General features: G+C 75.0%; 15 protein-coding genes. 11 read left to right on the plus strand and 4 right to left on the minus strand.

From position 1 onward, the window contains the following. From ACFV0O_RS33000 to ACFV0O_RS33015, 4 genes are all read left to right on the plus strand, one after another. Positions 1-2,318: amino acid adenylation domain-containing protein (locus ACFV0O_RS33000; RefSeq protein ID WP_380347431.1), on the plus strand; the 2,318-nt coding region annotated here is incomplete at its 5' end. A 6-nt stretch (positions 2,319-2,324) separates the two neighbouring features. Further along, on the plus strand, positions 2,325-3,650 hold the full coding sequence (locus ACFV0O_RS33005; RefSeq protein WP_380347432.1) for an MFS transporter: 1,326 nt from the start codon (positions 2,325-2,327) through the stop codon (positions 3,648-3,650). Between the two features lie 65 nt (positions 3,651-3,715). Beyond that, a complete protein-coding gene (gene ddaH / locus ACFV0O_RS33010) occupies positions 3,716-4,549 on the plus strand; it encodes a dimethylargininase (RefSeq protein WP_380347433.1) in 834 nt (277 codons plus the stop codon). Positions 4,550-4,671: 122 nt separating this feature from the next. Further along, positions 4,672-4,911: a hypothetical protein gene (locus ACFV0O_RS33015; RefSeq protein ID WP_380347434.1), complete on the plus strand. Its 240-nt coding sequence runs from the start codon at positions 4,672-4,674 to the stop codon at positions 4,909-4,911. Between the two features lie 202 nt (positions 4,912-5,113). Here ACFV0O_RS33015 and ACFV0O_RS33020 read toward each other — a convergent pair whose 3' ends face one another. Beyond that, on the minus strand, positions 5,114-8,296 hold the full coding sequence (locus tag ACFV0O_RS33020; protein WP_380347435.1) for a BTAD domain-containing putative transcriptional regulator: 3,183 nt from the start codon (positions 8,294-8,296) through the stop codon (positions 5,114-5,116). A gap of 262 nt (positions 8,297-8,558) precedes the next feature. Between ACFV0O_RS33020 and ACFV0O_RS33025 the strand changes: the two genes are divergently transcribed. Continuing rightward, positions 8,559-9,629 (plus strand): hypothetical protein, encoded by a 1,071-nt coding sequence (locus ACFV0O_RS33025; RefSeq protein WP_380347436.1) that lies wholly within the window; start codon positions 8,559-8,561, stop codon positions 9,627-9,629. A 105-nt stretch (positions 9,630-9,734) separates the two neighbouring features. On the opposite strand, the gene ACFV0O_RS33030 is transcribed toward ACFV0O_RS33025, so the two are convergent. Continuing rightward, entirely contained in the window at positions 9,735-10,088 is a 354-nt protein-coding gene (locus tag ACFV0O_RS33030; RefSeq protein ID WP_380347437.1) for a hypothetical protein, read from the minus strand. A 270-nt stretch (positions 10,089-10,358) separates the two neighbouring features. Between ACFV0O_RS33030 and ACFV0O_RS33035 the strand changes: the two genes are divergently transcribed. Further along, a complete protein-coding gene (locus tag ACFV0O_RS33035; protein WP_380347438.1) occupies positions 10,359-11,723 on the plus strand; it encodes a M64 family metallopeptidase in 1,365 nt (454 codons plus the stop codon). Positions 11,724-11,797: 74 nt separating this feature from the next. On the opposite strand, the gene ACFV0O_RS33040 is transcribed toward ACFV0O_RS33035, so the two are convergent. Both ACFV0O_RS33040 and ACFV0O_RS33045 read right to left on the minus strand, forming a co-directional pair. Next, on the minus strand, positions 11,798-12,997 hold the full coding sequence (locus ACFV0O_RS33040; RefSeq protein WP_380347439.1) for a CapA family protein: 1,200 nt from the start codon (positions 12,995-12,997) through the stop codon (positions 11,798-11,800). A 261-nt stretch (positions 12,998-13,258) separates the two neighbouring features. Next, a complete protein-coding gene (locus tag ACFV0O_RS33045; RefSeq protein WP_380347440.1) occupies positions 13,259-14,266 on the minus strand; it encodes an alpha/beta hydrolase in 1,008 nt (335 codons plus the stop codon). Between the two features lie 208 nt (positions 14,267-14,474). On the opposite strand from ACFV0O_RS33045, the gene ACFV0O_RS33050 reads away from it, so the two are divergent. The 5 genes from ACFV0O_RS33050 (at position 14,475) to ACFV0O_RS33070 (ending at position 23,763) form a co-directional block, all read left to right on the plus strand. Beyond that, positions 14,475-16,250, plus strand: coding sequence for an SPFH domain-containing protein (locus ACFV0O_RS33050; protein ID WP_380347441.1), 1,776 nt, complete (start codon positions 14,475-14,477; stop codon positions 16,248-16,250). Between the two features lie 1,003 nt (positions 16,251-17,253). Then, positions 17,254-18,282: a phytanoyl-CoA dioxygenase family protein gene (locus tag ACFV0O_RS33055; RefSeq protein ID WP_380347442.1), complete on the plus strand. Its 1,029-nt coding sequence runs from the start codon at positions 17,254-17,256 to the stop codon at positions 18,280-18,282. Positions 18,283-18,298: 16 nt separating this feature from the next. Then, on the plus strand, positions 18,299-19,342 hold the full coding sequence (locus ACFV0O_RS33060) for an SGNH/GDSL hydrolase family protein (RefSeq protein WP_380347443.1): 1,044 nt from the start codon (positions 18,299-18,301) through the stop codon (positions 19,340-19,342). 235 nt (positions 19,343-19,577) lie between these two features. After that, positions 19,578-21,932, plus strand: coding sequence for an iron-containing redox enzyme family protein (locus tag ACFV0O_RS33065; RefSeq protein ID WP_380347444.1), 2,355 nt, complete (start codon positions 19,578-19,580; stop codon positions 21,930-21,932). Continuing rightward, a complete protein-coding gene (locus ACFV0O_RS33070; protein ID WP_380347445.1) occupies positions 21,925-23,763 on the plus strand; it encodes a carbamoyltransferase in 1,839 nt (612 codons plus the stop codon). The genes ACFV0O_RS33065 and ACFV0O_RS33070 overlap by 8 nt, the downstream gene beginning before the upstream one ends. The last annotated feature ends 26 nt before the right edge of the window (positions 23,764-23,789 follow it).

Here is a 23,789-nt window from a genome sequence, read left to right on the forward strand (position 1 = left end):
CGGGCGTCGGCCCCGAGTCCGTGGTCGCCCTCGCGCTGCCGAGGTCGGTCGAGAGCGTGGTGTCGATCCTGGCCGTGCTCAAGGCCGGCGGCGCCTACCTGCCGCTGGACGCCGACCACCCGGCCGACCGCACCGCCCGGACCCTCGCGGACGCGGCCCCCGCCCTCGTCCTCACCGACGGCCGGTGGCCGGAGCCCACGGCCCTGGCCGGGCTGCGCACCCTGGACGTCAGCGGAGCGGACGGGCCGGACACCGACCCGGCCCCGCGCGCCTCGGCCGGCAACGCCGCCTACCTGATCTACACCTCCGGCTCCACCGGCCGGCCGAAGGGCGTCGTCGTCCCGCACGGGAGCATCGCCGCCCTGCTGGCCGCCCACCGGACCCTCCTGGTCGACCCGGCCGAGACCGCGCACGGCCGACTGCGCGTCGCGCTCACCGCCTCGCTCTCCTTCGACGGATCACTGGAACCCCTGCTCTGGCTCTTCGCCGGGCACGAGCTGCACCTGATCGACGACGAACTGCGCCGCGACCCGGCGGCCCTGGTCCGGCACGTCCGGGCCGCGGGCATCGGCGCCATGGACCTCACCCCCTCCTACGCCGAACAGCTCGTCGCGGAGGGCCTGCTGGAGGACGGCGCACCGGCCCTGCTGGTGCTCGGCGGCGAAGCCGTCGGCCAGGCCCTGTGGACCAGGCTGCGCGAGGCACCGGGCACCGCCGCGCACAACCTCTACGGCCCGACCGAGGCCACCGTCTACGCCCTCGGCCGGCCCGTCGACGCCGCGGAACGCCCCGGCCTGGGCGGCCCGATCGCCGGTGTCCGCGCCCACGTCCTGGACGAGCACCTCAACCCCGTCCCGGTCGGGGTGCCGGGGGAGCTGTACCTGGCCGGCGCCGGCCTGGCCCGGGGCTACCTGGGCCGGCCGGGCCTGACGGCGGAGCGCTTCGTCGCCTCGCCCTTCGAGCCCGGAACCCGGCTGTACCGCACCGGCGACCTGGCCCGGCGCACCCGCGACGGCGGCCTGGAGTACCTGGGCCGCACCGACCACCAGGTCAAGATCCGCGGTTTCCGGATCGAACCCGGCGAGATCGAGCACGTGCTGACGCTGCACCCGGCCGTGAGCGCCGCCGCCGTCCTGCCCGCCGAGGACGGACTGCGCCTGGTCGCCTACGTGGTCGCCGACGGCCCGCTCGACCCGGCCGAACTGCGCGCCTTCGCCGCCGGACACCTGCCCGGCTACATGCTGCCCGCCGCCGTCGTCCCGCTGGCCGCCCTGCCGCTCACCGGCAGCGGGAAGCTCGACCGCACGGCGCTGCCCGCACCGGACTTCGGGCAGCTCACCGGCGGCCGTGCCGCCCGCACCCCGCGGGAGGAACTGCTCTGCGCCCTGTTCGCCGAGACCCTCGGCCTGGAGGCCGTCGGCATCGACGACGACTTCTTCGACCTCGGCGGCCACTCCCTGCTGGCCATGAAGCTCCTCGCCCGGGTCCGCGCCGCCCTCGGCGTCGACCCCGGCATGCGGGCCCTGTTCGAGGCGCCCACCGTGGCCGGGCTCGCCCGCCGGCTCGACCACGGCGCGGCCGCCGACGCCCTGGACGTGGTGCTGCCGCTGCGCACCGGCGGCGACCGGCCCCCGCTGTTCTGCGTCCACCCGGCGGCCGGCATCAGCTGGGTCTACTCCGGCCTGCTGCGCCACCTCGGGCCCGACCAGCCGGTGTACGGCCTCCAGGCCCGCGGCCTGCGCGGCGGCGCCCCGGCGAGCGTCGCCGAGATCGCCGAGGACTACGTGCGGCAGATCCGCGCCGTGCGGCCCGACGGCCCGTACCACCTGCTGGGCTGGTCCTTCGGTGCCGTGGTCGCGCAGGAGATGGCGGTCCGGCTGCGGGCCGAGGGCGCCGAGGTCGGCCTGCTCGCCCTGCTGGACGGCGCCCCGGCGGCCCGCACCGCCACCGCTCCGACCGTCGAACCCGCCGACACCCTGGACGAGTTGCTGCGCTCGCTCGGCCACGACCCGGCCGACGAGCGCGGCCTGGAGAGCCTGAAGGCCGTGCTCGGCGACGCCGTGGCCGTGCTTCCCGAGGTCTTCGACCGGCACCGCAAGCTGATGGCCGAACACGTGCCGGACCGCTACCGCGGGGACGCCGTCTTCTTCGGCGCGACCACCGGCAAGCCCGCGGACTGGCCGTACGAGCAGGCCTGGCAGCCGTACCTGGACGGCCGGATCGAACCGCACCGCCTCGCCTGCGCGCACGGCGAACTGACCCAGCCGGAACCCCTCGCACGGATCGCCGCCGTGCTGGCCGAGAAGCTTGGAGCGTGACCCGCGATGACCACCACCGTCCCGATCGAGACGCCGGCGCCGCCGGATCGGCCGCGCGGCCGGTGGGGCCTGTGGGCCCACGGGGACTTCCGCCGGCTCTGGATCGGTGAGACCACCAGCACCCTCGGTACGGCGGTCGGGGGCGTGGCGCTGTCCCTGGTGGCCGTCGTCACCCTGGGCGCGGGCCCGCTCGCGGTCGGCGTGATCAACGCCGCCGCCTGGCTGCCCTGGCTGTTCCTCGGCCTGCCGGCCGGCGCCTGGGTGGACCGCTGGCCCCGGCTGCGGGTGATGCTGGTCTGCGACCTGCTGCTGCTCGCGCTCTTCGGCAGCGTCCCGGTCGCCGGCTGGCTGGGGGTGCTGTCCCTCGCCCAACTGGCCGTGGTGGCCCTGCTGACCGGGGCGGTGAAGGTGTTCTTCTCCACCGCGTACGGGGCGCTGCTGCCCACCCTGGTCGCCAGGGCCGACCTGCTGGAGGCCAACGTCAAGCTGCGCTCCGGCGCCTCCGCGGCGGAGATCGCCGGACCGGGCGTGGCCGGCCTGCTCTCCCAGGCCTTCGGCGCCGCCAGCGGGATGCTCGCCGACTCGCTCACCTACCTGGTGTCGGCGGTCTGCCTGCGGCGGATCGGGACCGAGGAGCGTCCCCCGCCGGTGTCCGAGCGGCGCGGCATCCCGCGCGAGATCGGCGAGGGCGTCCGGTTCCTGCTGCGCGACCCGTACCTGCGCACGCTGGCCTGCTTCGCCGCGGTCGGCAACCTCGGACTGAACGGCATCCAGGCGGTGCAGACGGTCTTCCTGGTGCGCAGCGTGGGGATCGAACCCGGCGCGGTGGGCGGGGTGTTCGCGCTGGTGAGCGTCGGCGGACTGGCCGGGGCGATGCTGGCCGGACGGATCGCCCGCCGGCTGGGCACCGCGCGCGCCCTGCTGGTCTGCGAGCTGGTGGTCGCGCCCTTCATCCTGCTGCTACCGCTGGCGGGCGAACGGCTGCCGCTCGTGGTCAGCGCGCTCGCCTGGGCGGTCGCGGTCTGCGGCGTGGTGGCGGGCAACGTCCTGGCCGGCAGCTTCTCCCAGGCCTACTGCCCGCCGGAGCTGATCGGCCGGATCCGGGCCAGCTCCGCGACCGTCAACTACAGCGCCATCCCGGTGGGCGCCCTGCTCGGCGGCTGGCTCGGCGAGGTGATCGGCGCCCGCAGCACCATCTGGCTGATGGCGGGCGTGCTGCTCTCGGCCGGCCTGGTACTGCTGGCCAGCCCGCTGCGCGGTCTGCGCGACTTCCCGACCCGGCCCTCGGCTCCGGCGGCCGACCCGGCCCCGGCGCCCGACCCGGCCGCCTGACCCGGCCCGAAACCCGTCCGACCCCCCTGCTCCCTGCCCCGCCCCGTCCCGTCCCGGAGGACCCGATGTCCCGCACCGTCCGCCCGACCCGCACCGCCCGTCCGCGCCGCTACCTGATGTGCCGTCCGGACCACTTCGACGTCACCTACGCGATCAACCCCTGGATGGACCCGGCCAAGCCGGTGGACACCGACCTGGCCGTCGCCCAATGGGAGCGGCTGTACGCCCTGTACGCCGAACTCGGCCACCGGGTCGACCTGATCGACCCGCTGCCCGGCCTGCCCGACATGGTCTACGCGGCCAACGGCGCCACCGTGGTGGACGGCCGGGTGCTCGGGGCGCGCTTCCGCAACGCCGAGCGGGCCGCCGAGGGCCCCGCCTACCTGGAGTGGTTCCGCGACCGGGGCTTCGCGACGCACGACCCGGAGCACGTCAACGAGGGCGAGGGCGACCTCCTGCTGACCGCGAGCTTCGTGCTGGCCGGGCGGGGCTTCCGCAGCGTGGCCGAGGGGCACGCGGAGGCGCAGGAGTTCTTCGGCCGGCCGGTGGTCGGCCTGGAGCTGGTCGACCCGCGTTTCTACCACCTGGACACCGCGCTCTCGGTGCTCGACGGCGACGAGATCATGTACTACCCGGAGGCGTTCTCGCCCGGCAGCCGGACCGTGCTGCGCCGGCTGTTCCCGGACGCCCTGCTGGTGAGCGAGGCGGACGCCGAGGTGTTCGGGCTCAACGCGGTGAGCGACGGCCTGCACGTGGTGCTGCCCGAGGCGGCCGTGGGCCTGGCGGCGCGGCTGCGGGAACGCGGCTTCCGGCCGATCGGGATGGACCTGAGCGAGCTGCTCAAGGGCGGGGGCAGCGTGAAGTGCTGCACCCTGGAGATCCGGTCGGGGGCGGCCTGATCACCGCCCGGTGATCAGCGGTGCTCCGCCGTAGATCGGCCGTTGACCGGCCCCCGCAAGACTGGTGCCACACCACGACGGAGACCTTCCCCGAGCGGGAAGCCACCAAAGGAGCACCAGAGATGACGCAGCGTCCGGCCACCGCCCCCGCCCGCCTCCGGCTGTTCACCGTCGGCCTCGGGGTGGCCGTCGCCCTGGGCGCGGGTCTCACCGCCACGGTCGCGGTGGCGGAGACGGCCGGCACCGGGTCGGCGACGGTGGTGGTCGGCGACGCGACGCCGACCCCCACCCCCTCCACCCCCGGCCCGACCTCCACCCCGGTGCACGGCAGCACCGGCGACTGGAACAGCACCGGCTCCTGAGCGGACGAGCCACTGCAGGATCGATTCCTCTCGGCTGAGCACCGGTGGCACCGGCGGTGAATCAGCCGCGACCCACCCGTGGGTCAGCAGTACTCAGCAGGACTCAGGAGTACTCAGCAGCAATCGGTACGCAGCCGTACTCGGCGGTATCCGGTAGTACCCGGCAGTGCCCGGCAGCGATCGCCGCGAAGCCGGCACCCGCTCAGCACCGGCCGGTCAGCGGCAGGGTGGCAGCCTCCCGCTGGTCCTCCACCCGATCCTCCACCCGATCCTCCCGCCGCTCGTCCGACCGCTCCTCCCGCCGGCCCTCCGGCTGGTCCCCGCACCGCCCGTCCCGCGCCGACGGGACGCCGTCCCGGCCCCGGGCGAGCAGCCCCGCCACCTCCTGCGCGTCCGGCAGCCCCAGGCGGACGAAGACCGCATGGGCCTCCCGCCACCGGTCCCGCGCCTCGGCCTCCCGCCCGAGGTCCGCCAGCGTCCGGCCCAGCACCACCAGCGCCTGCCCGTGGTCCCGCTCGGCCCCCAGCTCCTCGCACAGCGCCAGCGCCTGCCCGGCGTGCTCCAGCGCCTCCTCGGTACGGCCCAGCGACCGCAGACTGTCCGCCAACCGGTAGCGGGCGTGCCCGGCCCGGGCCTGCAGACCGGCCGCGGTGGCCACCGCCAGGCACTCCCCGAACCAGGTGACCGCCTCCTCGTGCCGCTCCAGTCCGTGCAGCGCCAGCCCCAGCACGTACAGCGTGTACGCCCGGCCGGGATCGTCGTTGCGGGTGCGCAGTTCGGCCAGCGCCCCGTGGCAGATCGCCACCGCCTCGGCGGCCCGGCCGCTGCGGACCCGGGCCAGCGCCGAGTTCACCGTCGTCACCAGCTCGCCCGAGCGGTGGCCGAGCCGGCGGGCCAGCAACAGGGCCTCGTCGTACAGTTCCACGGCCTCGTCGTAGCGGCTGAGGAACTGGCAGACCAGACCGAGGTCGTTGAGCGCCTGACGCAGGATCACCGTGTCGCCCGCCGAACGGGAGGCGGCCACGGCCAGCCGGGCGGCCGCCTCGGCCTCCTCCAGCCGGGTCGCGGCCAGCGCGACGTTGCCCCGCAGGAAGTGCGCACGACCGGCTGCCCGGTGGTCGGCGCGGTGGGTGGCGGCGGCGGCCAGGGCCTCGGCGGTGGTGGCGAGCTTGCGGTCGGGCGGGGCGAGGGCGAACGGGGTGAGCGCGATCAGCAGGTCGATCGCGGCCCCCAGCGGATCCGGCGGGCCGCCCCGGCCACCGGACCCGGCGGGGGAGGGGGCCTCGGCCACCGTCCAGGCGGCGACCTGGGCGGCCAGCGCGATCGCCCCGGCGCCCTCCGCCTCGGCCCAGGCCCGGGCCCCGTCCGGGCCGGCCAGCTCCACCCCGGCACTGCGGGCGGGCCCCAGCGCACCGGCCGCCGGATCCCCGGGGACGGCGTGCTGGAAGGCGGTGCACGCGGTGGCCAGCAGGTGGTCCAGCAGCCGGTCCCGGGCCTCGACGGCCACGCCGGGTTCGTCCGGCCTGCGCCGGGCGAAGGCCCGCAGCAGGTCGTGGTAGCGGTAGCGGCCGGGGAAGGGCGACTCCATCATCGCCACGTCCACCAGGGCCTCCAGCAGGTCCTCGGCGTCGTACTCGTCCAGGTCCAGCAGCGCGGCCGCGGCGGCCAGGCCGATGTCCGGGCCGTCCACCGAGGCGGCCAGCCGGAAGGCCCGGGCTTGGGCGGGCGTCAACTGGCGGTAGCTCAGCTCGAAGGCGGCCTCCACCGCCAGGTCGCCGATCCGCAGCTCGTCGATCCGCCGCCGTTCGACCGCGAGCCGGCGGCCCAGTGTCTGCACCGTCCAGCTCGGCCGGGCGGCCAGCCGGGCGGCCACGATCCGCACCGCGAGCGGCAGGTGGCCGCAGACCTGCAGCAGGTCCCGGGCGGCCTGCGACTCGGCGGCCAGCCGTTCGGCGCCGATGGTGCGGCCGAGGAGTTCCAGCGCCTCCTCGGGTTCGAAGACGTCGAGGTCGGTCTGGACGGTCGCCGGCAGGCCGGACAGCCGGGTACGGCTGGTGGTGAGCACGGCGCAGCCCACCGCGCCCGGCAGCAGGGGCCGGATCTGCGCGGTGTCGTGGACGTTGTCGAGCACCAGCAGCAGCCGCCGGCCGTCCACCACCGAGCGGAACAGCGCCGAACGGGCGTCCAGCCCCTCCGGCACCGCGTCGGCCGGCACCCCGAGCGCCAGCAGGAAGCCGCAGAGCACCGCCTCCGGATCGGCCGGGGCGGGGTCGGCGCCCCGCAGGTCGACGTAGAGCTGCCCGTCGGGGTAGGTCTCCCGGATGCGGTGGGCGACGTGCAGGGCCAGCGCGGTCTTCCCGACCCCGCCCATCCCGACCACGGTCGCGATCACCAGCGCCTGCTGCCCCGGGGTGCCCAGGGCCGCTCCGAGCCGTCCGACCAGGACCGTACGGCCGGTGAAGTCGGCGGCGTCCGGCGGGAGCTGAGCCGGTCTGGGCGGCGCCGCCACGGCCGGCTCGACCGGCGCGTCCTGCGGCGCGGGCTCGGCCGCGGCCGGCTCCGCCGGGACGGCCGGGAGGACGGCGGGCACCGCGACGACGACCGGAGCGGCCGGCGCCGGGGCGGCGAGCGCCGGGTCGCCCTCCAGGATCCGCCGGTGCAGCAGGTCCAGCTCGGCCCCCGGCTCCACCCCCAGCTCGGCCAGGAACAGCTGGCGGACGCCCCGGAAGACCGCCAGGGCGTCCGCCTGCCGCCCGGCCTGGTACAGCGCGCGCATCAGCAGACCGTACGCCCGCTCGTGCAGCGGATGTTCGGTGGTCAGCGAGGTCAACTCCGGGATGCACCGCGAGAACCGGCCCAACCCCAGGTCCAGTTCGATCCGCTCCTCCAGCAGGGTCAGCCGCAACTCCTGCAGCCGCTGCCGCTGGCGCTGCGCGAACGGCCCGGGGATGCCGGCCAGCGGCTCGCCCTGCCACAGGTCCAGCGCCTGGTTCAGCAGGTCGCGCGCCTGCTGCGGCTGCCCGGCTGCCGCCGTACGCTCGGCCTGCGCCGCCAACTCCTCGGCCTGCGCCGCGTCCACGGCGTGCTTGGGCACCACCAGCCGGTAGCCGTCCCCGAACGACGTCAGCACGGTCGGCGCGTCCGGCTCCTCGCCGTGGAGGACCTTGCGCCACCGCCACGCGTAGGTCCGCACCGTCGTCATCGCGGTGCCCGGCGGCTCCTCACCCCAGAGGGCGTCGATCAGGTCCGTGGCACTCGCACCGTGCCCCGGACGCAGCAGCAACACCGCCAGCATCGCCTGCTGCTGTGGACTTCCGACCTTCAGTACGGTGGTGCCACGCTGTGCCCGCATCAGTCCCAGCACCGAGAACCGGAAATCACCCATTCCTGCACCTGCCCGCCTCATGTGCTCGCCCCCGCCCGCGCACGTGCTTCCCCCCGATTGATGAGCCCCTATCAACCCACGGCACCCCGGCAGCTGTCGAGAGAACGTCGACCCGGTGGTGATCCCGTGTTGATCGACCGTCACCACAATCATCGGTGTGGCTCCCCTGCCGACGGCCCGGCACCACCCGCCGGGCCCGCCACACACCCGGCCGCCGGACCGCTTGCCCGGCGACCACCACAGCTCTCGGAGGCGGACGCCCGTGAACACCGACCTGCTCCACCGGCTGCTCGACGTCGACCCGGACACCGGACCGGTCGAACTGCTCCACCGCGCCCGCGGCGTCCGCCACCTCCCGTACCTGGTGCTCGCCGCACTCGCCCGCGAGGACGTCCGGATGGGCGAGCACGCCCGGGCCGAACTCCGGCGCGCCCGCGACCGCTCCGACCGCTACGCCCGGCTCGCCGCCGACCTCGCCGACGCCACCGGGGTCCGCCCGGTCCGCGACCTCCCGCTGGCCGGCTACTACCCGGCCGACCTGCCCCGGCCGCTGGGCGAACTCACCCTCGTCAGTCCCACCGAGGCCGCGCTCTGGCAGGCGGTCAACCGGCTCGTCACCGACCACCCGGTGGAGACCGTCGAGGTCACCCTGGTCGGCGAGCGCCCCCGCCACACCGTCGTCACCCTGCGCTGGCCCGCCGAGGACCCGCTGCTCGACCCCTGGTACCAGGTGCGGCTCGGCACCGCCGCGCTCACCGGCGACCTGGAGACCGTCCCGGTCCGCCCCTACCTGGCCGCCGACGACCACGTCGAGTGCCTGATCGCCCTCGCCGAGGAGGGCCTCGGCCGCGCCTTCCACCCGGGTGACGTGCTCGACGTCGCCCAACTGGCCGGACAGCCCTTCGAACCCGTCGAGACCGCCGCCGTGGTCGCCGCCTACCGGCTCGCCCCGGAGACCGTCGCCTTGCTCGACCTCGCCGCCGAACACGTACCGCTGGGCTCCCTGGCGGGCGTGCGCACCGTCCTGGAGGCCGAGGTGGCGCCCGAACTGCAGCGGCGCCGGAACACCGCCCGCCCGCTCCGGCCGCGCCGCGGCACGCTGCTGCGCCGCACCGTCACCCGGCACGAGTGGGACGAGGCCGTGCTGCTCCCGTGCGGAGCCGCCGCCGTGCTGCTCACCCCGGTCGCCGACTACCTGCTCACCGAGGAGGACGCCCGGCCGACGGCGTCCGAACGCACCGCCGCCCTCGCCGCCCTGCACGCCTGGGACGCGATGGCCCCCGGCACCCCGGGGCCGGTCCGCGTCGACCCGTCGGAGCCGCGCCACCGCTGAGCGTGGCCGGGGCGTCGGGGCCGGGGCGTCGGCCCCGGGGGCGTCGGGGTGTCGGAGTGCGGGGGCGTCGGCGCCGCGGGGCGTCCGCCACGGGCCGGGCGGGTGTCAGCCGCGGAGCACGCTGACGCCGCCGAGCAGTCCCCACGCGGCGACGTGGACGGTCGGGCCGCCGGGGCGGTCCGGCCCGTCGTCGCTGACCCCGCCGAGACGGATGCCGCCGACCACCACCCGCACCTCCGGGCGGACCCGCAGCTTCACCCCACCGATCAGGCTGAGCTTGGTGATCCGCAGCTCGGCCCCGTCGGGGAGGTCCACGTCGGTCAGGTCGATGTCGGCGCCGCCGATGAGCGAGGCGGTCACGGTGCGGCTGTGGATCTCGTGGCCCGCGAGGCGGTTGCCACCGAAGATGCCGATCCGGACGTGGGTCTTGTCGCTGTCCGGGTTCCCCGAGTGCGTCATGGCGCCCACCGTAGGGCCAGTCCGCGATGGACGGTCCGCCGGCCCCGCACGGGCGGCGCCGGCGGGGTGGCGGCGGCCCGGTTGAACCGTTCACGGAGGATCCGCCGTATCCACCGGTGAGGTGACGGACCGGATGCGGTGTCGATCGGTCAACGGTGACCGGGCGAAGGGGTGTTGGCCGTGGCCGCCGTGGATCGCGGCCCGGAACGCCCGGCAGTGTCCCGTACGGCTCGTCGCCGTTCCCGCTGCCCGTCGATTCGGAGAAACCCCTTGCGTACCAGCAGGTTCACCTCGGTCGTCCTGGCCGGCGCCACGACGCTGGCGGCGCTCGCCGTCGGTGTCGGCCCGGCGGCCGCCGCCCCGCTCGACCCGGTCGCGGTCACGGCCGACCCGGCCGCCGCCCCGCTCGACCCGGCTGCCGTCGCCTCCGCTCCGGGTGACCAGGACGTCGAGGTCTTCGCCGAGGACGGCGCCATCAGCCGGGCCACGGTCCCCGCGGCGTCCCCCTTCGTCGCCGAGCCGGTGATGAACGCGGCCGCTGCCACCCCCGACGGTGCCGTCACGAAGATCGTCAACAACGGGAGCACGGACGGCAAGCTGGACGTCGTCATGATCGGCGACGGCTACACGGCCTCGGAGCAGGACAAGTTCCGCAAGGACGCGGCCGCGAAGTGGAAGGACATCAGCGCGGTCGAGCCCTACGCCACCTACCGCAAGCTGTTCAACGTGTGGGCCGTGGGCGCCGTCTCCGCGCAGTCGGGCGTCTCCGGGGACCCGAAGCAGGACACCGTCCGCAAGACCGCGCTCGGCTCGCACTTCTGGTGCAACTCCATCGAGCGGCTGCTGTGCGTCGACATCAAGGCCGTCGACACCTACGCCGCCAAGGCCCCGCAGGCCGACCTCGTGATCGTCGTCGCCAACACCGCCAAGTACGGTGGTGCCGGCTACGGCAGCACCCAGTCGCCGCTGGGGTACGAGGGCATCGCCACCGTGGCGGGCGGCAACGGCGCGTCCGGCCAGATAGCCGTGCACGAGACCGGCCACTCGCTGGGCAAGCTCGCGGACGAGTACGTCGCTGAGGGCCAGGAGCCCTACCGGGGCGCGGAGCCCCCGCAGCCCAACATCAGCACCCTGAGCGCCGACCGGATGCGCAAGGACAAGGCCAAGTGGTACCGCTGGCTCGGGAAGACCTCGCCCGACGGCGGGACCGTCGGCGTCTACCAGGGCGCCGGCAACTACCCGTCCGGCCTCAACCGGCCGACCGACAACTCCGTGATGCGCTCCCTCGGCCGGGAGTTCAACCTCCCCGGCCGGGAGGCGATGATCGCCGGCTTCTACCGGCACGCCTCCACGCTCACCAGCGCCACGCCGGTCACCACCCGACTGGCCGCGACCGACCGCCTCACCGTCGACCTCCCGGTCTCCGGCACCAAGCTGCGGTGGTACCTCGACGGCAAGGAGGTGACGGCCCTGCGCGACCGCAAGACGATCGCCGTCACCGACCTCGGCCCCACCGGCCCCAAGCCCGAGGCCCACGAACTCAAGGCCGTCGCGAACGACCCCACCTCGGCCGTCGTCGACCCGGCGCTGACCCCGGCCCTGACCCACAGCCTGGTCTGGAGCGTCACCCGCTGACCACGGGCGCGGGCCCTCGCGGACTCCCGGTACGTCCGGACGTGAGGGCCTGAACCCGCACACCGCCGGTGGGTTCAGGGCGCCATGGTCAGCCCCGCTGCGGCGGCGCCCCGGCTGAGCACCGTCGAGCGGATGTGCTCCACGGCCCGGGCGTAGTCGGCCCGGCCGGGGTTGCGGCGGACGGCCCCGCGTAGGTCGAGGACGCGGTAGGGCGGGCCGAGGTCCGTCGCCTGCGGGACGAACTCGGCCTTGGCGACCGTCCACCGCTGCCCCCGGGTCGCCGGCGGGGCGAAGGTGAACCGGGCGATCGAGCTCCAGTTGCCGCGCGGATCCTCGGCGCCGTCGTAGGTGAACATGTGGCCGGCGAGCTGGTCGCCGAGGCCGTACACCGTCCAGGTGTCGTTGATCCGCTCGTAGGCCTGCGGGATGTGGGCGTGCGTGCCGAGGATCAGGTCGACGTCGGACCGGCCCCCGCCCTGACCGGCCGCCAGGTCGCGGGCCAGGGTGAGCTGTTGGTCGTTGGGCGCGTCCTGCCACTCGGTGCCCCAGTGCACGCTCACCACCACGAGGTCCGCACCGTCCGCCCGGGCGGCGCGGGCGTCGGCGCGGATCCGGTCCCGGTCGATCAGGTTCACCGCCCAGGGCCGCCCCGCCGGCAGCGGGATCCCGTTGGTGCCGTAGGTGTAGGCGAGGTGTGCCACGGTCGCGCCGCCGGCCCGCAGCAGCGCGGGCTTCCCGGCCTCGGCCTCGTCGCGCGCGGAGCCGGTGTGCGCGAGGCCCACGGCGTCCATGGCGTCGAGCGTGCGCCGGATGCCCTCGGGGCCGTCGTCCAGGGTGTGGTTGGAGGCGGTGTCGCAGGCGGTGTAGCCGGCGTCCTTGAGGGCGGCGGCGACCTGCGGCGGTGACTTGAACGCGGGGTAGCCGGTGAACGGTCCGCCGTCGGCGCCGTAGACGGTCTCCATGTGGCAGATGGCGAGGTCCGCGCCACTGATCAGCGGTTTGACGTCGGCGAACATCGGGCGGAAGTCGTACCCGGTGCCGCCGGCGTCCTCCGCGGCCTGCCGGATGATCTCGGTGTGCGGCAGCACGTCGCCGGTCGCGACCAGGGTGAACGCCCGCCGTCCGGTCGGGGACGCGGTGGTGGCGGCAGCGGCGGCGGCGACGGTGGGGCTGCGGTCGTCCGCCGGCGGTGGCGCGGTCGGGGAGCCGCAGCCCGCGGGGGCGAGGAGCAGCGTGACGGCCGTCGCGAGGACCGGTCCACGGGGCAGACGCATCGTCGTCTCGTCTCATGATCGGAAGGTGTCATCGGCCTTCCGACTATGCGATGCCCCGGCCGCTCCTCCTCGGCCCCACGCCGACGGTCACCGCCGTCTCCGAAGGGCTCCCCCGGATGCGGCGACGTCCGGCGCGGGCGCAGGTGGGGGCATGGACGCGGGCACGGGCGCCGGGGCCGGCACGGGTGGGGGCGCGGGCACCGACGCCGTGACGGGCCCCGCACCCCGCGGCCCCGGCGCTCCCGCCGGCACCGTTCCGCCTCACGCTCCGAGGACGCGCCGCAGCCAGGCGGTGCGGGCGGCGTGGGCGTCCCGGCTGAGGGCGGCCTGCGGGGCGAGGGTGTCGAAGCCGTGGCAGGCGCCGGGCCACACGTGCAACTCGGCCTCGCCGCCCGCCCGCCAGATCGCGTCGGCGTAGGCGACGGCCTCGTCCCGGAACGTCTCTGCGGACCCGACGTCGACGTATGCCGCGGGCAGCCCCGACAGGTCGGTGGCGCGGGCCGGCGCGGCGTACGGCGGGACGTCGGCGGTGCCGTACCGCTCGCCGAGCACGGCCCGCCAGGCGGTCGCGTTGGAGGCGCGGTCCCAGGTGTCGTGGCCGGCCATCTGGTGGCTGGAGAAGGTCTCGCCGCGGTCGTCGAGCATCGGGCTCAGCAGCAGCTGGCCCGTCGGCGCCGGACCGCCCCGGTCGCGGGCCAGCAGGGCCAGAGCGGCGGCCAGCCCACCGCCCGCGCTCTTGCCGCCGAGGACCAGGCGCCGCGCGTCCACGCCCAGCTCGTCCGCGTGCCCGGCCGCCCAGGCCAGTCCGGCGTAGCAGTCCTCCAGTGCCCCGGGGAAGCGGGTGCCCGGCGCCAGCCGGTACTCGACGGACACCACCGCCAACCCCAGCGGCAGCGCCCACGAACGCAGCAGCCGCGGCAGGACGGACCACGCGTTGCCCGTCACCATCCCGCCGCCGTGCACGTAGTACAGCAGCGGCAGCGCCCCGCGGACCCCGGCGGGCCGCCCGCTGACGAGCGTGACCTCGCTGCCGTCGGCCCGCGGCACGCGCCACTGCGCCACCTCGAACCGGCCGCCGTCGCGCAGCCGGTCGAGCGTCGGACGCGGCCGGGCGGCGGCGTCCCGCCGCTGCCACGCGGCCAGGCCCTCCGCGGTGAGCACCTCCCGCGCCCCCGCGCCGGCCGCCGCCACCGCCGCCCCCACCTGCGGGTCCAGCGGCGGCACCCGCCACCCCGCCGATCCGGCCACCGTCCCCAACCCCTTCGTCACCGCTTCGTCACCCCTTCGTCCGGCGGACGCGCCGCGCCCGGCCCCGACCGGACAGCCTGCCGGACCCGCCGGCCCCGGCCCGGCGCGGGGTGGGACCGTTCCGTGCACCGCACCCGTCGGGAGGCCGTCCCCGTGGTGCGGCGTCCGTCCCCAACTCCTTTCGCCGAACGCCTACTCGGGAGTGTCCCCGATCTGGGAGACTCCGTCCGTGGAACTCGTCGTCCTCGTGTCGTCGGCCGTCCTGGTCCTCGTCGTGGTCGTGGTCGTGCTGAGCCGGGCGATCGGGTCGGTCCCGCAGCACCACGTCGGGATCGTGCAACGGTTCGGCTTCTACCGCCGGACGGCCCGCGGCCGGGTCGTCCTCCTGGTGCCCTTCGTCGACACCGTCCGCGCCCGGGTCGACCTGCGGGAGCAGCAGTTGCCGGTCGGGCCGGAGCGGCTGATCACCGCGGACCGCGTGACGGTCGACCTCACCGCCGTCCTCCACTACCGGGTGACGGACCCACTGGTCGCGACCTACCAGGTCGCCGACCACGCCTACGCCATGAGGGCGTTGGCGGCCGGCACCCTGCGGAACACCGTCGCCGCCCTGGACCTGGTGCAGGTCCTGGACGCGCCCGAGCGGATCACCGCCGCACTGCACCGGGCGCTGGCCGAGACCGCCGGCGGGCAGTGGGGCGTCGAGGTCCACCGGGCCGAACTGACGACGGTCGAACCGCCGGCCTACCTCCTCACCTCGATCCGCCGCTGGTCGAGCGCCGACCGGGACAAGCGCGCCGCGATCCTGACCGCCGAGGCGGGCCGGCAGGCAGCGATCCTGCGCGCCGAAGCGGAGAAGGAGGAGGCCCTGGTCCGCGCCGAGGGCGACGGCCGGGCCCTGGCGCTCAAGGCCGGACGGGACATGGCGACGTTCCGCGCCGCCATCGGAGGCGGCACGGGACGACCCGCCGGACACCGGCCGTCCGTAGCGGGGCAGCCCGAGCCTTCACCCGTGCCGCCGCCTGCCGCCCCCTCGCCCGAACCCGCTCCACCCGAACCCGCTCCGCCCGTCCCCGTCCCGTCGCCCCCGCCCTCACCCCTGCCCGAGCCGCCGGATCCGCGTGCGTCCCCGGAGCTGCCGCTGCTCGGCCGGGTCGGCCGCTACCGGCTGGTCGCGAGGCTCGGCGAGGGCGGCATGGGGACGGTCTACCGGGCGCTCAGCCCCGGCGGGCGGTCCGTGGCCGTGAAGGTCATCAAGGCCGAGCTGGCGGCCGACCCCCTCTTCAAACGGCGCTTCGCGAGCGAGGTCGAGGCCGCCCGCACGGTGGGCGGCTTCCACACCGCCCTGGTCGTGGACGCCGACCCGCACGGCGATCCGCCCTGGCTGGCCACCGAGTACATCCCCGGGCCGTCGCTGCACCAGGTCCTGCAGCGGCACGGGGCGCTGCCCGCGCCGACCGTGCTCGCGCTCGCCCTCGGTGTCGCCGAGGCGCTGGAGGGCATCCACCGGGCCGGCATCGTCCACCGCGACCTGAAGCCCGGCAACATCATCGTCGCGGCCGACGGCCCCCGGGTCATCGACTTCGGCATCGCCCGCACCCTCGAAGCCACCCGGCTCACCCCGGCCCACCTGCTGCTGGGCACACCGGGATTCGTCGCGCCGGAGCAGCTGACCGGTGCGCCCGTCCAGCCCGCCGCGGACCTCTACGCCTTCGGCCGGGTGCTCTGCCACGCCGCCGGGGTGGCGCAGCTGCGGCACGGCGAGACGCCGGAGTCGGCCCTCGCCGTCCTGCCACGCCACCTGGCAGGCGTGGTCCTCGACTGCCTGGCCCCTGAACCCGACCGCGGCCCGACCGCCGCCGACGTCCTCGACCGGCTGGCCCAGGACCCCCTGTCGACGGCCGACTGGCTCCCCCCACAGGTCCGCCGGACGGTGGACCTCCACACGGCCCCCACCCTTCCCGGTCAGGACCGCCGTCCGGTCACACCGCCGCCGGCACCCTGAACTCGGGTGCCCTGAACTCGGGTGCCGGGCTGCGGCATTCGGGGTGCCACGGTCGTGTCAGGGGCGGTACCCGCGGAGGCGGAGCGGACGGACCGTGCCGTCGGGCACCCACCTCGGCCTGTCGGGTGCGGCGGTCCGTGAAGCGGTTCCGGGCCCGCCGCGGGGCGGCGCCCGCGGGCTCGTGGCCGGGTCCGATGCGTTCTCCCGGAATGCGCGCACCGGGGAAATCGAGGATTTCGGGGCCGTCGACGGGTTCGTGCGCGGGTGGGCGCAGATCGGCTCGATCGTCCGGATTCTCCGTCTTTGGGTTTTCGGGTCGGTCATCACAGTGACCGGTGTTCCACGAGTGGACCCGCCGGGCACAGGTGACCGGAAAACAACTCCGGTGGGGCCCAAGGGTGTCCGCGGGAACTCCCGGCGGTGGGGGGAGTGTGATCGGGCGAATGCGCCCACCGTGGATCGGGGTCCGGATCGCCGGGCGGGTGGCCGCCGCCCGGCCGGGGGACCTCGTGGGCGCTCCGGCGGCGGGGCGGCCGCATGCGGTGCTCGGTCGGCCGCCGGTCGCCGCCGGGCGGCCGTGGTGTCGTGACCTGCGGCCGCGGCGCGTTCTCCGCCCGCCGGCGCGCCGCACGGTGATCGACGGGGAATGCGGCCGGCCGGGCGCCGCCGTGGACGGCGGGAGCGACGGTGCCCGGCCGGAACGCGCGGCGTCCACCCGTGGAGGGCGGTGCGGTGGGCCGCCCACCTGCGGCGGAGCAGTAGAGGTCTAGACCGTCGACTTTCGGTCGCATTGATTGTTCCTTATAGCTTGATCCCTTGTCGTGGCCATAGCGTCTGATTCTCCGATCCGGAACGGGCACCGGATGACGAGGAACGTGCGCCGACTTCCGCGCGGGTGAACCGGACGGCCTTTGACGCACTGTGCGGCACGTCGCGGCGGCCCGAGGGGCAGACGGAAGAACAGCTTTCCGACGGGACAAGCGGAGTCTGAAGGGAGTGCATCATGGGCGAGATCGTCAGTGACTGGCGCGGCCTCGGCGACGAGGAACTCTCGCAGTACGCGACTCAGGGCTACCTCCATCTGCGCGGACTGTTCAACGAGGCGGAGGTCGAGTTCGGGCTGGAGATCGTCGACCGCGCGGTGCGTTCCCTGACCGCCGGGGAGGATTCGGTCCCGTACCACGCCAGTTACTTCGACGAAGGCAGCCGCAAGGACCTGGTGCGGGTCCGGAACGCCGTGGCCCAGCGGCGCGAGGTGGCCTACTTCCTCGACCATCCGCGGCTGATCGGGCCGATGGTCTCGCTGCTCGGCCCGGGGCTGCAGGTGCTGGGCTCGGAGGTCTTCTACCGCGACCTCGGCCGGGCGCCCCACGAGCCCTGGCACATCGACGGCGGTCCCGCGATGTACGACGTGAGGATCGACCACACGCGGCGCAGTCTGCAGGCCAAGGCGCAGGTCTTCCTGACCGAGGTGTCCGAACCCCGGTCCGGCAACTTCCTGTTGATCCCGGGCAGCCACACCTGGCCGGCGCCCACGACCGCCGACATCGAGGAGCTGAACCGGCAGCAGCGCGCGGGTGGCGTCCCCGGGGCGCTGACCGTGCGCGCGGAGCCCGGTGACGTGCTGCTGTTCCCGTACTCGCTGTGGCACGCCGTCGACTGCAACGTCCGCGCGCCGCGCAAGAGCCTCATCCTGCGCTTCGGGCACCTGTGGCACCGGCCGCACGACTACGACGCGCAGCCGCGCGAGGTGCTCGACGGCCTCTCGCCGCGCCTGCGCCGGATGCTCGGCGACTTCGGGGCGGATTCGCACCCGATGAACTACTACAAGCCGACCGACAACGAAGCCGTGATGAGCAGCGGCGGCGACTACACCTCGCTGGTGCCGCCCGCCCTGATCGAGCGGCACGGCGCGGACGCCTTCGGCCCCGCGTCCTGGCCGGCCCGCGGGCCCTGGACGGTCCGCAACGAAACCCCGGCACCGGCACCCGCAACGGCACCGGCACCGGCACCGGCAACGACATCGCGATGAGCGGGAGGGCAAACGCGTGTCCGCGCAACTCGAACGCTACCGACTGACCCCGCAGATGCGGGACTACGACGAGTTCAACGACGCCGGCCAACGGCGCTACCTGCCCCACCTCATGTACTTCGGCCGGACCGACTTCTCCTCGCCGACGGTCAACACCGACCGGGCCGGCTTCCGGATCAGCACGGGACCGGACGGGACGAGGGCGTCCGCCGCGGGGCACGTCCCGGCGGGGCCGGTGCGGATCCTCACCGGCGGTTCGACCGCGCTCGGGGTCGGCGCCACCAGCGACGCCGACACGCTGGCCTCCCTGCTGTGGAGCCGCTACGCCCCGGCCCGACCGTGGCTCAACTTCGCCGGCCACTGCTTCAACCCGACCCAGGAGGCCCTGCTCTTCACGCTCCACCGGCACCTGCTGGGGGACGTCAGCGAGGTCGTCGTCTTCTCGGGGGTCAACGCGATGATGCTCGCCCGCCTGCCCGAGTGGCAGCAGGGGGAGCACGGCGCCTTCTTCTTCTGCGGCGAGTACTTCGAGAAGATGGAGGAGCTGCGCGAGCAGAACCGCGGGCCGGTGAAGCGGTTCGGCCGCCGGGCGAAGCCCGCCGCCGGCGCCGCGATCGCGACCTTCGACGACGTGCGCCGTGACGTCGACACGGTGATCGCCTCCGCCGCGGAGACGACACTGCGCCAGCTCGACGTGTGGCAGCGCATGGCCGGGCCCGGGACCCGCATCTCCTACGTGCTGCAGCCGATGTCGCGGTGGATGCGCCGGACCTCCACGCCGGAGGAGGAGGTCCTCTTCGAAGAACGGGACCGGATCTACCAGCGGGGCGTGTGGGAGGAGCTCTACGGGGACGTCGCGACGACGGAGGTCTCGCAGGCCTTCGCCGCGGTCCTCCGGGCCGGCTGCGAGAAGCGGGGAGTCCGGTTCTTCGACCTGAACCCGGTCGTCGCCGCGGCGACCTCCCGGGACGACTGGCTCTTCGTCGACCGCGTGCACTACAACGACGCGGGCCACGACGTCGTCGCCAGGATCACGGCCGAAGCACTCGAACTCGATTAGGCCCTGTCCTGGGCCCTGTCCGGCCGGACAGGATCCAGGCCGCAGTTTCCACGAACGCGCGATGCGCGCCCACCCGGACGGGGACGGCATGTCTTTCCTCCGCAAGATCATCGACAAGCTCCTCCGGCGCGGGAAGCGCGCCCGTCGGAAGGAGGACGCATCGATCTACCCGATGTTCTGACCGTGTGTGCCCCCCTCTCGACAGGTGTGCCGAGTCCACGACCAGGGAGCGCCCATGCACGACGGCACGACAGGCAGCGGCGCCGCCTCCGTCTTCCGGAGGCTCTACGTCCGCGCGGCCGATCCGGAAGTGGCCGTCCCGGGCGGCGAGTTGATCGGGGTGCTCCGCGCGGAGCTGCTCCGGGCGTCCACCGGTGACGGCCCGCCGCTCGACGGCCTGCTCCGGGCGTCCACCGGTGACGGCCCGCCGCTCGACGGCCTGCTCCGGGCGTCCACCGGTGACGGCCCGCCGCTCGACGGCCTGCTCCGGACGGCGGCCGCGTGGTCGTCCGCCGCGGCGGAGCGGTTCCGGGCGGTGGGCGGCGGCACGGACGGTGACACCCGTCGGCTCCTCGTACGCCGGGCGGTGCTCGGCTGGGCCCCGCTCGGCCTCGCCGCGGGGGCCTGGCTCCAGTGGCTGACCGCCCCCGGGACCGCGGACGCGCCGCTGTCCCTGCGGATCCTCGCGCTCCACGCCTCCGACGTCGGCGTCGGCCATCCCGGTGCCGCCAGGAGCAGCGCCTACCTCTCCCTGCTACGGCAGTTGCGGGTCTCGGAGAACGCCGTGCCGTACGCGCGCGTCGCCGGTGACCGGCGGATCGCGGACGCGGCGTTCCGTCTGCCGGCCCTGCTGCTCCTGATGAGCCGGCGGCCGGACGAGTTCCGCGAGGAACTCGTCGGGGCGGACCTGTGCCTGCGTGCCGTGGGTTTCCCGCCGCCGCTCGCGCTCGCCAGGGCGGAGCTGCAGGCCGACTGGGCGGCGATCGACTACGCGGGCGCCGGCGGCCACCCGGGCTCCGGCGACGGCGACCCGTCGGGCGCCGGGGAGGGCGCTCCTTCGGCGGTCGAGCGGTGCCGTGCCGTCGCGGACGCCCTGGTGCAGGCCGGCCCGGACCCGGCGGGCCGGGTGCGGGCCGGATTCGGCTGGGCGCTGGCCACGGTGGCCGGCCAGGTCGAGGCGCTGTACGAGGAGTTGCGCGCGTCGCTCGATCCCGGATTCGCGATGGCCGAGCTGATGCGGCTTCGCGCCCGGGAGGGTTCGGTCTACCACCATCAGGTCCTCCTCGAAGGCCGGTCGCTGTCCGAGTGGTTGAAGGACTGCCGGGACGATCCGGGGCCGTTCCTCGACGTCCTGGCGCGCAGCCGACTGGTGAAGCCCGGGCGTTCCGGTGCCAGTCCCCTGGTGACGGACCTGGTCGGCGAGCACGGCCCGATGTTCCGGGTCTTCTCGCCGGACGACCTGCTCGTCATCGGCCGGTGGGTCGACGCGCTGGCCGGGCCCGCCCCCGGGAACACCGCCGTGCCCGCCCCCGGCGCCGGCATGCCGGCGCGTCCCGTACGGCGCCCGGCGGACCAGCCCGCTCTGCCCGACCTGCCCGACCTGCCCGACCTGCCGCGCCTGCTGGAGGCCGGGGCCCCCTCCGGCGGCGGCCCGCGCGACCTGCGCGAGGCGTACCACGCGCTCATGGTGCGCACCGGCGGTCCTGACCTCGACGACTGGTGCCTGCGGTACGTCCGGGGGTGGCTGGCCCGGGCCCGCCACCGGATGGACGCCCGGTCGGTGCCGCTCCCCGGGCGGTGGACGGCCGACGGTCTGCGGCCCTGGCTGCTGGCGCAGCACGACCGGCACGGAGCGCAGTTCGAGGAGGGCGCGGACGCCCCGCTGCCGTCGCGCGAGGCGGTGGTGGAGGACGCCGTGCAGACGGCTCCGCTCACCCTGATCGACGGGAGCTGGCTGCAGGGGTTCACCGACCACGCGTTGGCGTCGTCGGACGTCGGCCACTCGCTCTTCGCGACGTACTGGGACGAACTCGGCAACGGCGAGGCCGCGTTGAACCACCCCCTGATCTACCGCCAGGTCCTGAAGGAGATGGACGTCGAGCTGCCGCCCACGGCGTCGCCCGAGTTCGCGCGCTGGCCGGGCTTCCGGGACGCGTCGTTCGAACTGCCCGTCTACTGGCTGTGCATCGGGCGCTTTCCGTGCACCTTCCTGCCCGAGGTGCTCGGCCTCAACCTGGCCATGGAGCTGTCCGGGGTGGGTGGCAGCTACCGCCGGGCGGGCATGGCCTTGCGGGCGTACGGCTTCAGCACCCGATTCGTGGACGTCCACAACACCATCGACAACGTCGCCACCGGGCATTCCGCCTGGGCGGCCGACGCCGTCGACGCCTTCATGGCGGGCCTGCCGGACCGTCCGGGGCCGGGCAGCCGGGCGGAGGCCTGGGAGCGGGTGCGGGCCGGTTACCGCTCGCTCGACCCGCCCGGCGGATTCCTGGCCCGCCGGGCCGCCCGGCGCGGCCGGCTCGCGGGGAGCCGGTGGCGGAGTGCCGGCGCGGTGGCGCCGCAGACGGAGGAGCACACCGGTGTCTGAGCTGATTCTCGGGATCTCGGGCTTCTACCACGACAGCGCGGCGGCGCTCGTGCGCGACGGGGTCCCCGTCGCGGCGGCGCAGGAGGAGCGGTTCAGCCGGAAGCGGCACGATCCCGCGTTCCCGACCGAGGCGGTCCGCTACTGCCTCGACGAGTTGGGGGCGTCCTTCGGGGACGTCTCCGCGGTCGCCTACTACGAGGACCCGCGGCTGAAGTTCCGCAGGGTGCTGGCCACGCTGGTCGGCGCCGCGCCCACCGGTCTCGCCTCCTTCCGCGAGACGCTGCCGGGCTGGCTGGGGCCGGACGGCAAGCTCCGGACGCTCGCGGCGGTCCGGCGCGGACTGGAGTCGCTGGGCAGGGGGAGGGTGCCGGACATCGTGGCCCGGCGTCACCACGAGTCCCACGCGGCCTCGGCGTTCTTCCCGAGCCCGTACCGGTCGGCCGCGGTGCTGTGCGTGGACGGCGTGGGCGAGTGGGCCACCACCACGCTGTGGCACGGCCGCGACACCGCGCTCACGCCGCTGGCCGAGATCCGGTTCCCGCACTCGCTGGGGCTGCTGTACTCCGCCCTGACGTACTTCTGCGGTTTCAAGGTCGACTCCGGCGAGTACAAGCTGATGGGCCTGGCCCCGTACGGCGAGCCCCGGTACGCGGACCTGATGCGGGAGCGGCTGATCGACGTCAAGCCGGACGGGTCGTTCCGCCTCGACCTGCGGTACTTCGCGTACCTGCGGGGGCAGGTGATGACCGGCCGGGCGTTCGAGAAGCTCTTCGGCGGCCCGCGGCGCACGCCCGAGGGGCCGCTCACCCAGCGCGAGTTCGACCTGGCGGCGTCCGTCCAGAGCGTCACCGAGGACGTGATGCTCCGGCTGGCGCGCACCGCGCGGGAGCGCACCGGTGAGTCCACGCTCTGCCTGGCCGGCGGTGTCGCGCTGAACTGTGTCGCCAACGGGAAGGTCGTCAGGAGCGGGATCTTCGACGAGGTGTGGATCCAGCCCGCCGCCGGCGACGCGGGCGGGGCGCTGGGCGCGGCGCTGGCGGTGGCGACGGAGCGGGGAGCGGTGCGCGGTCACGTCGGCAGCGGACGGGACGCGATGTCCGGCTCGTTGCTGGGCCCGGCCTTCGACGACACGCGGATCGGCGAGTACCTGCGGAGCCGCGGCATTGCGCACCGCCGGCTGGACCCGGCCGTCCTGGCCGAGGAGGTCGCGGCGGCCCTGGCCGGGGGCAAGGTCGTCGGCTGGTTCCAGGGCCGGATGGAGTTCGGCCCCCGGGCCCTGGGCGCCCGTTCCATCCTGGGCGATCCGCGCGACCCCGCGATGCAGTCCGCGATGAACCTCAAGATCAAGTTCCGTGAGTCGTTCCGCCCGTTCGCGCCGTCCGTGCTGGCCACGGACGTCGAGGACTACTTCGACCTGCGGCAGGAGAGCCCGTACATGCTGGTGGTGGCGCCGGTGGCGGCGGCCCGGCGGCTCCCGGTGACCGAGACCGGCGCGAGCGGCATCGACCTGCTGCGGGTACGGCGCTCCACGATCCCCGCCGTCACGCACGTCGACTGCTCCGCGCGCGTCCAGACGGTCACCCCGGAGGGCAACCCCGCCTACCACCGGCTGCTGAGCGCCTTCAAGGCGCGCACCGGCTGCCCGGTGCTGGTCAACACGTCGTTCAACGTCCGCGGCGAGCCGATCGTGAACTCGCCGCACGACGCCTACACCTGCTTCATGCGTACGGACATCGACCTGCTCGCGATGGGGAGCTTCCTGCTGCACAAGGACGAGCAGCCCCCGTGGTCCGAGGAGGGCGACTGGCGTGCGGACATCCCCCTGGACTGACCCGTCCCGCCTGCCGCCCGTCCCGC

Source organism: Kitasatospora sp. NPDC059577 (assembly GCF_042735475.1).
In the GTDB taxonomy this organism is placed as follows: Bacteria; Actinomycetota; Actinomycetes; order Streptomycetales; family Streptomycetaceae; genus Kitasatospora.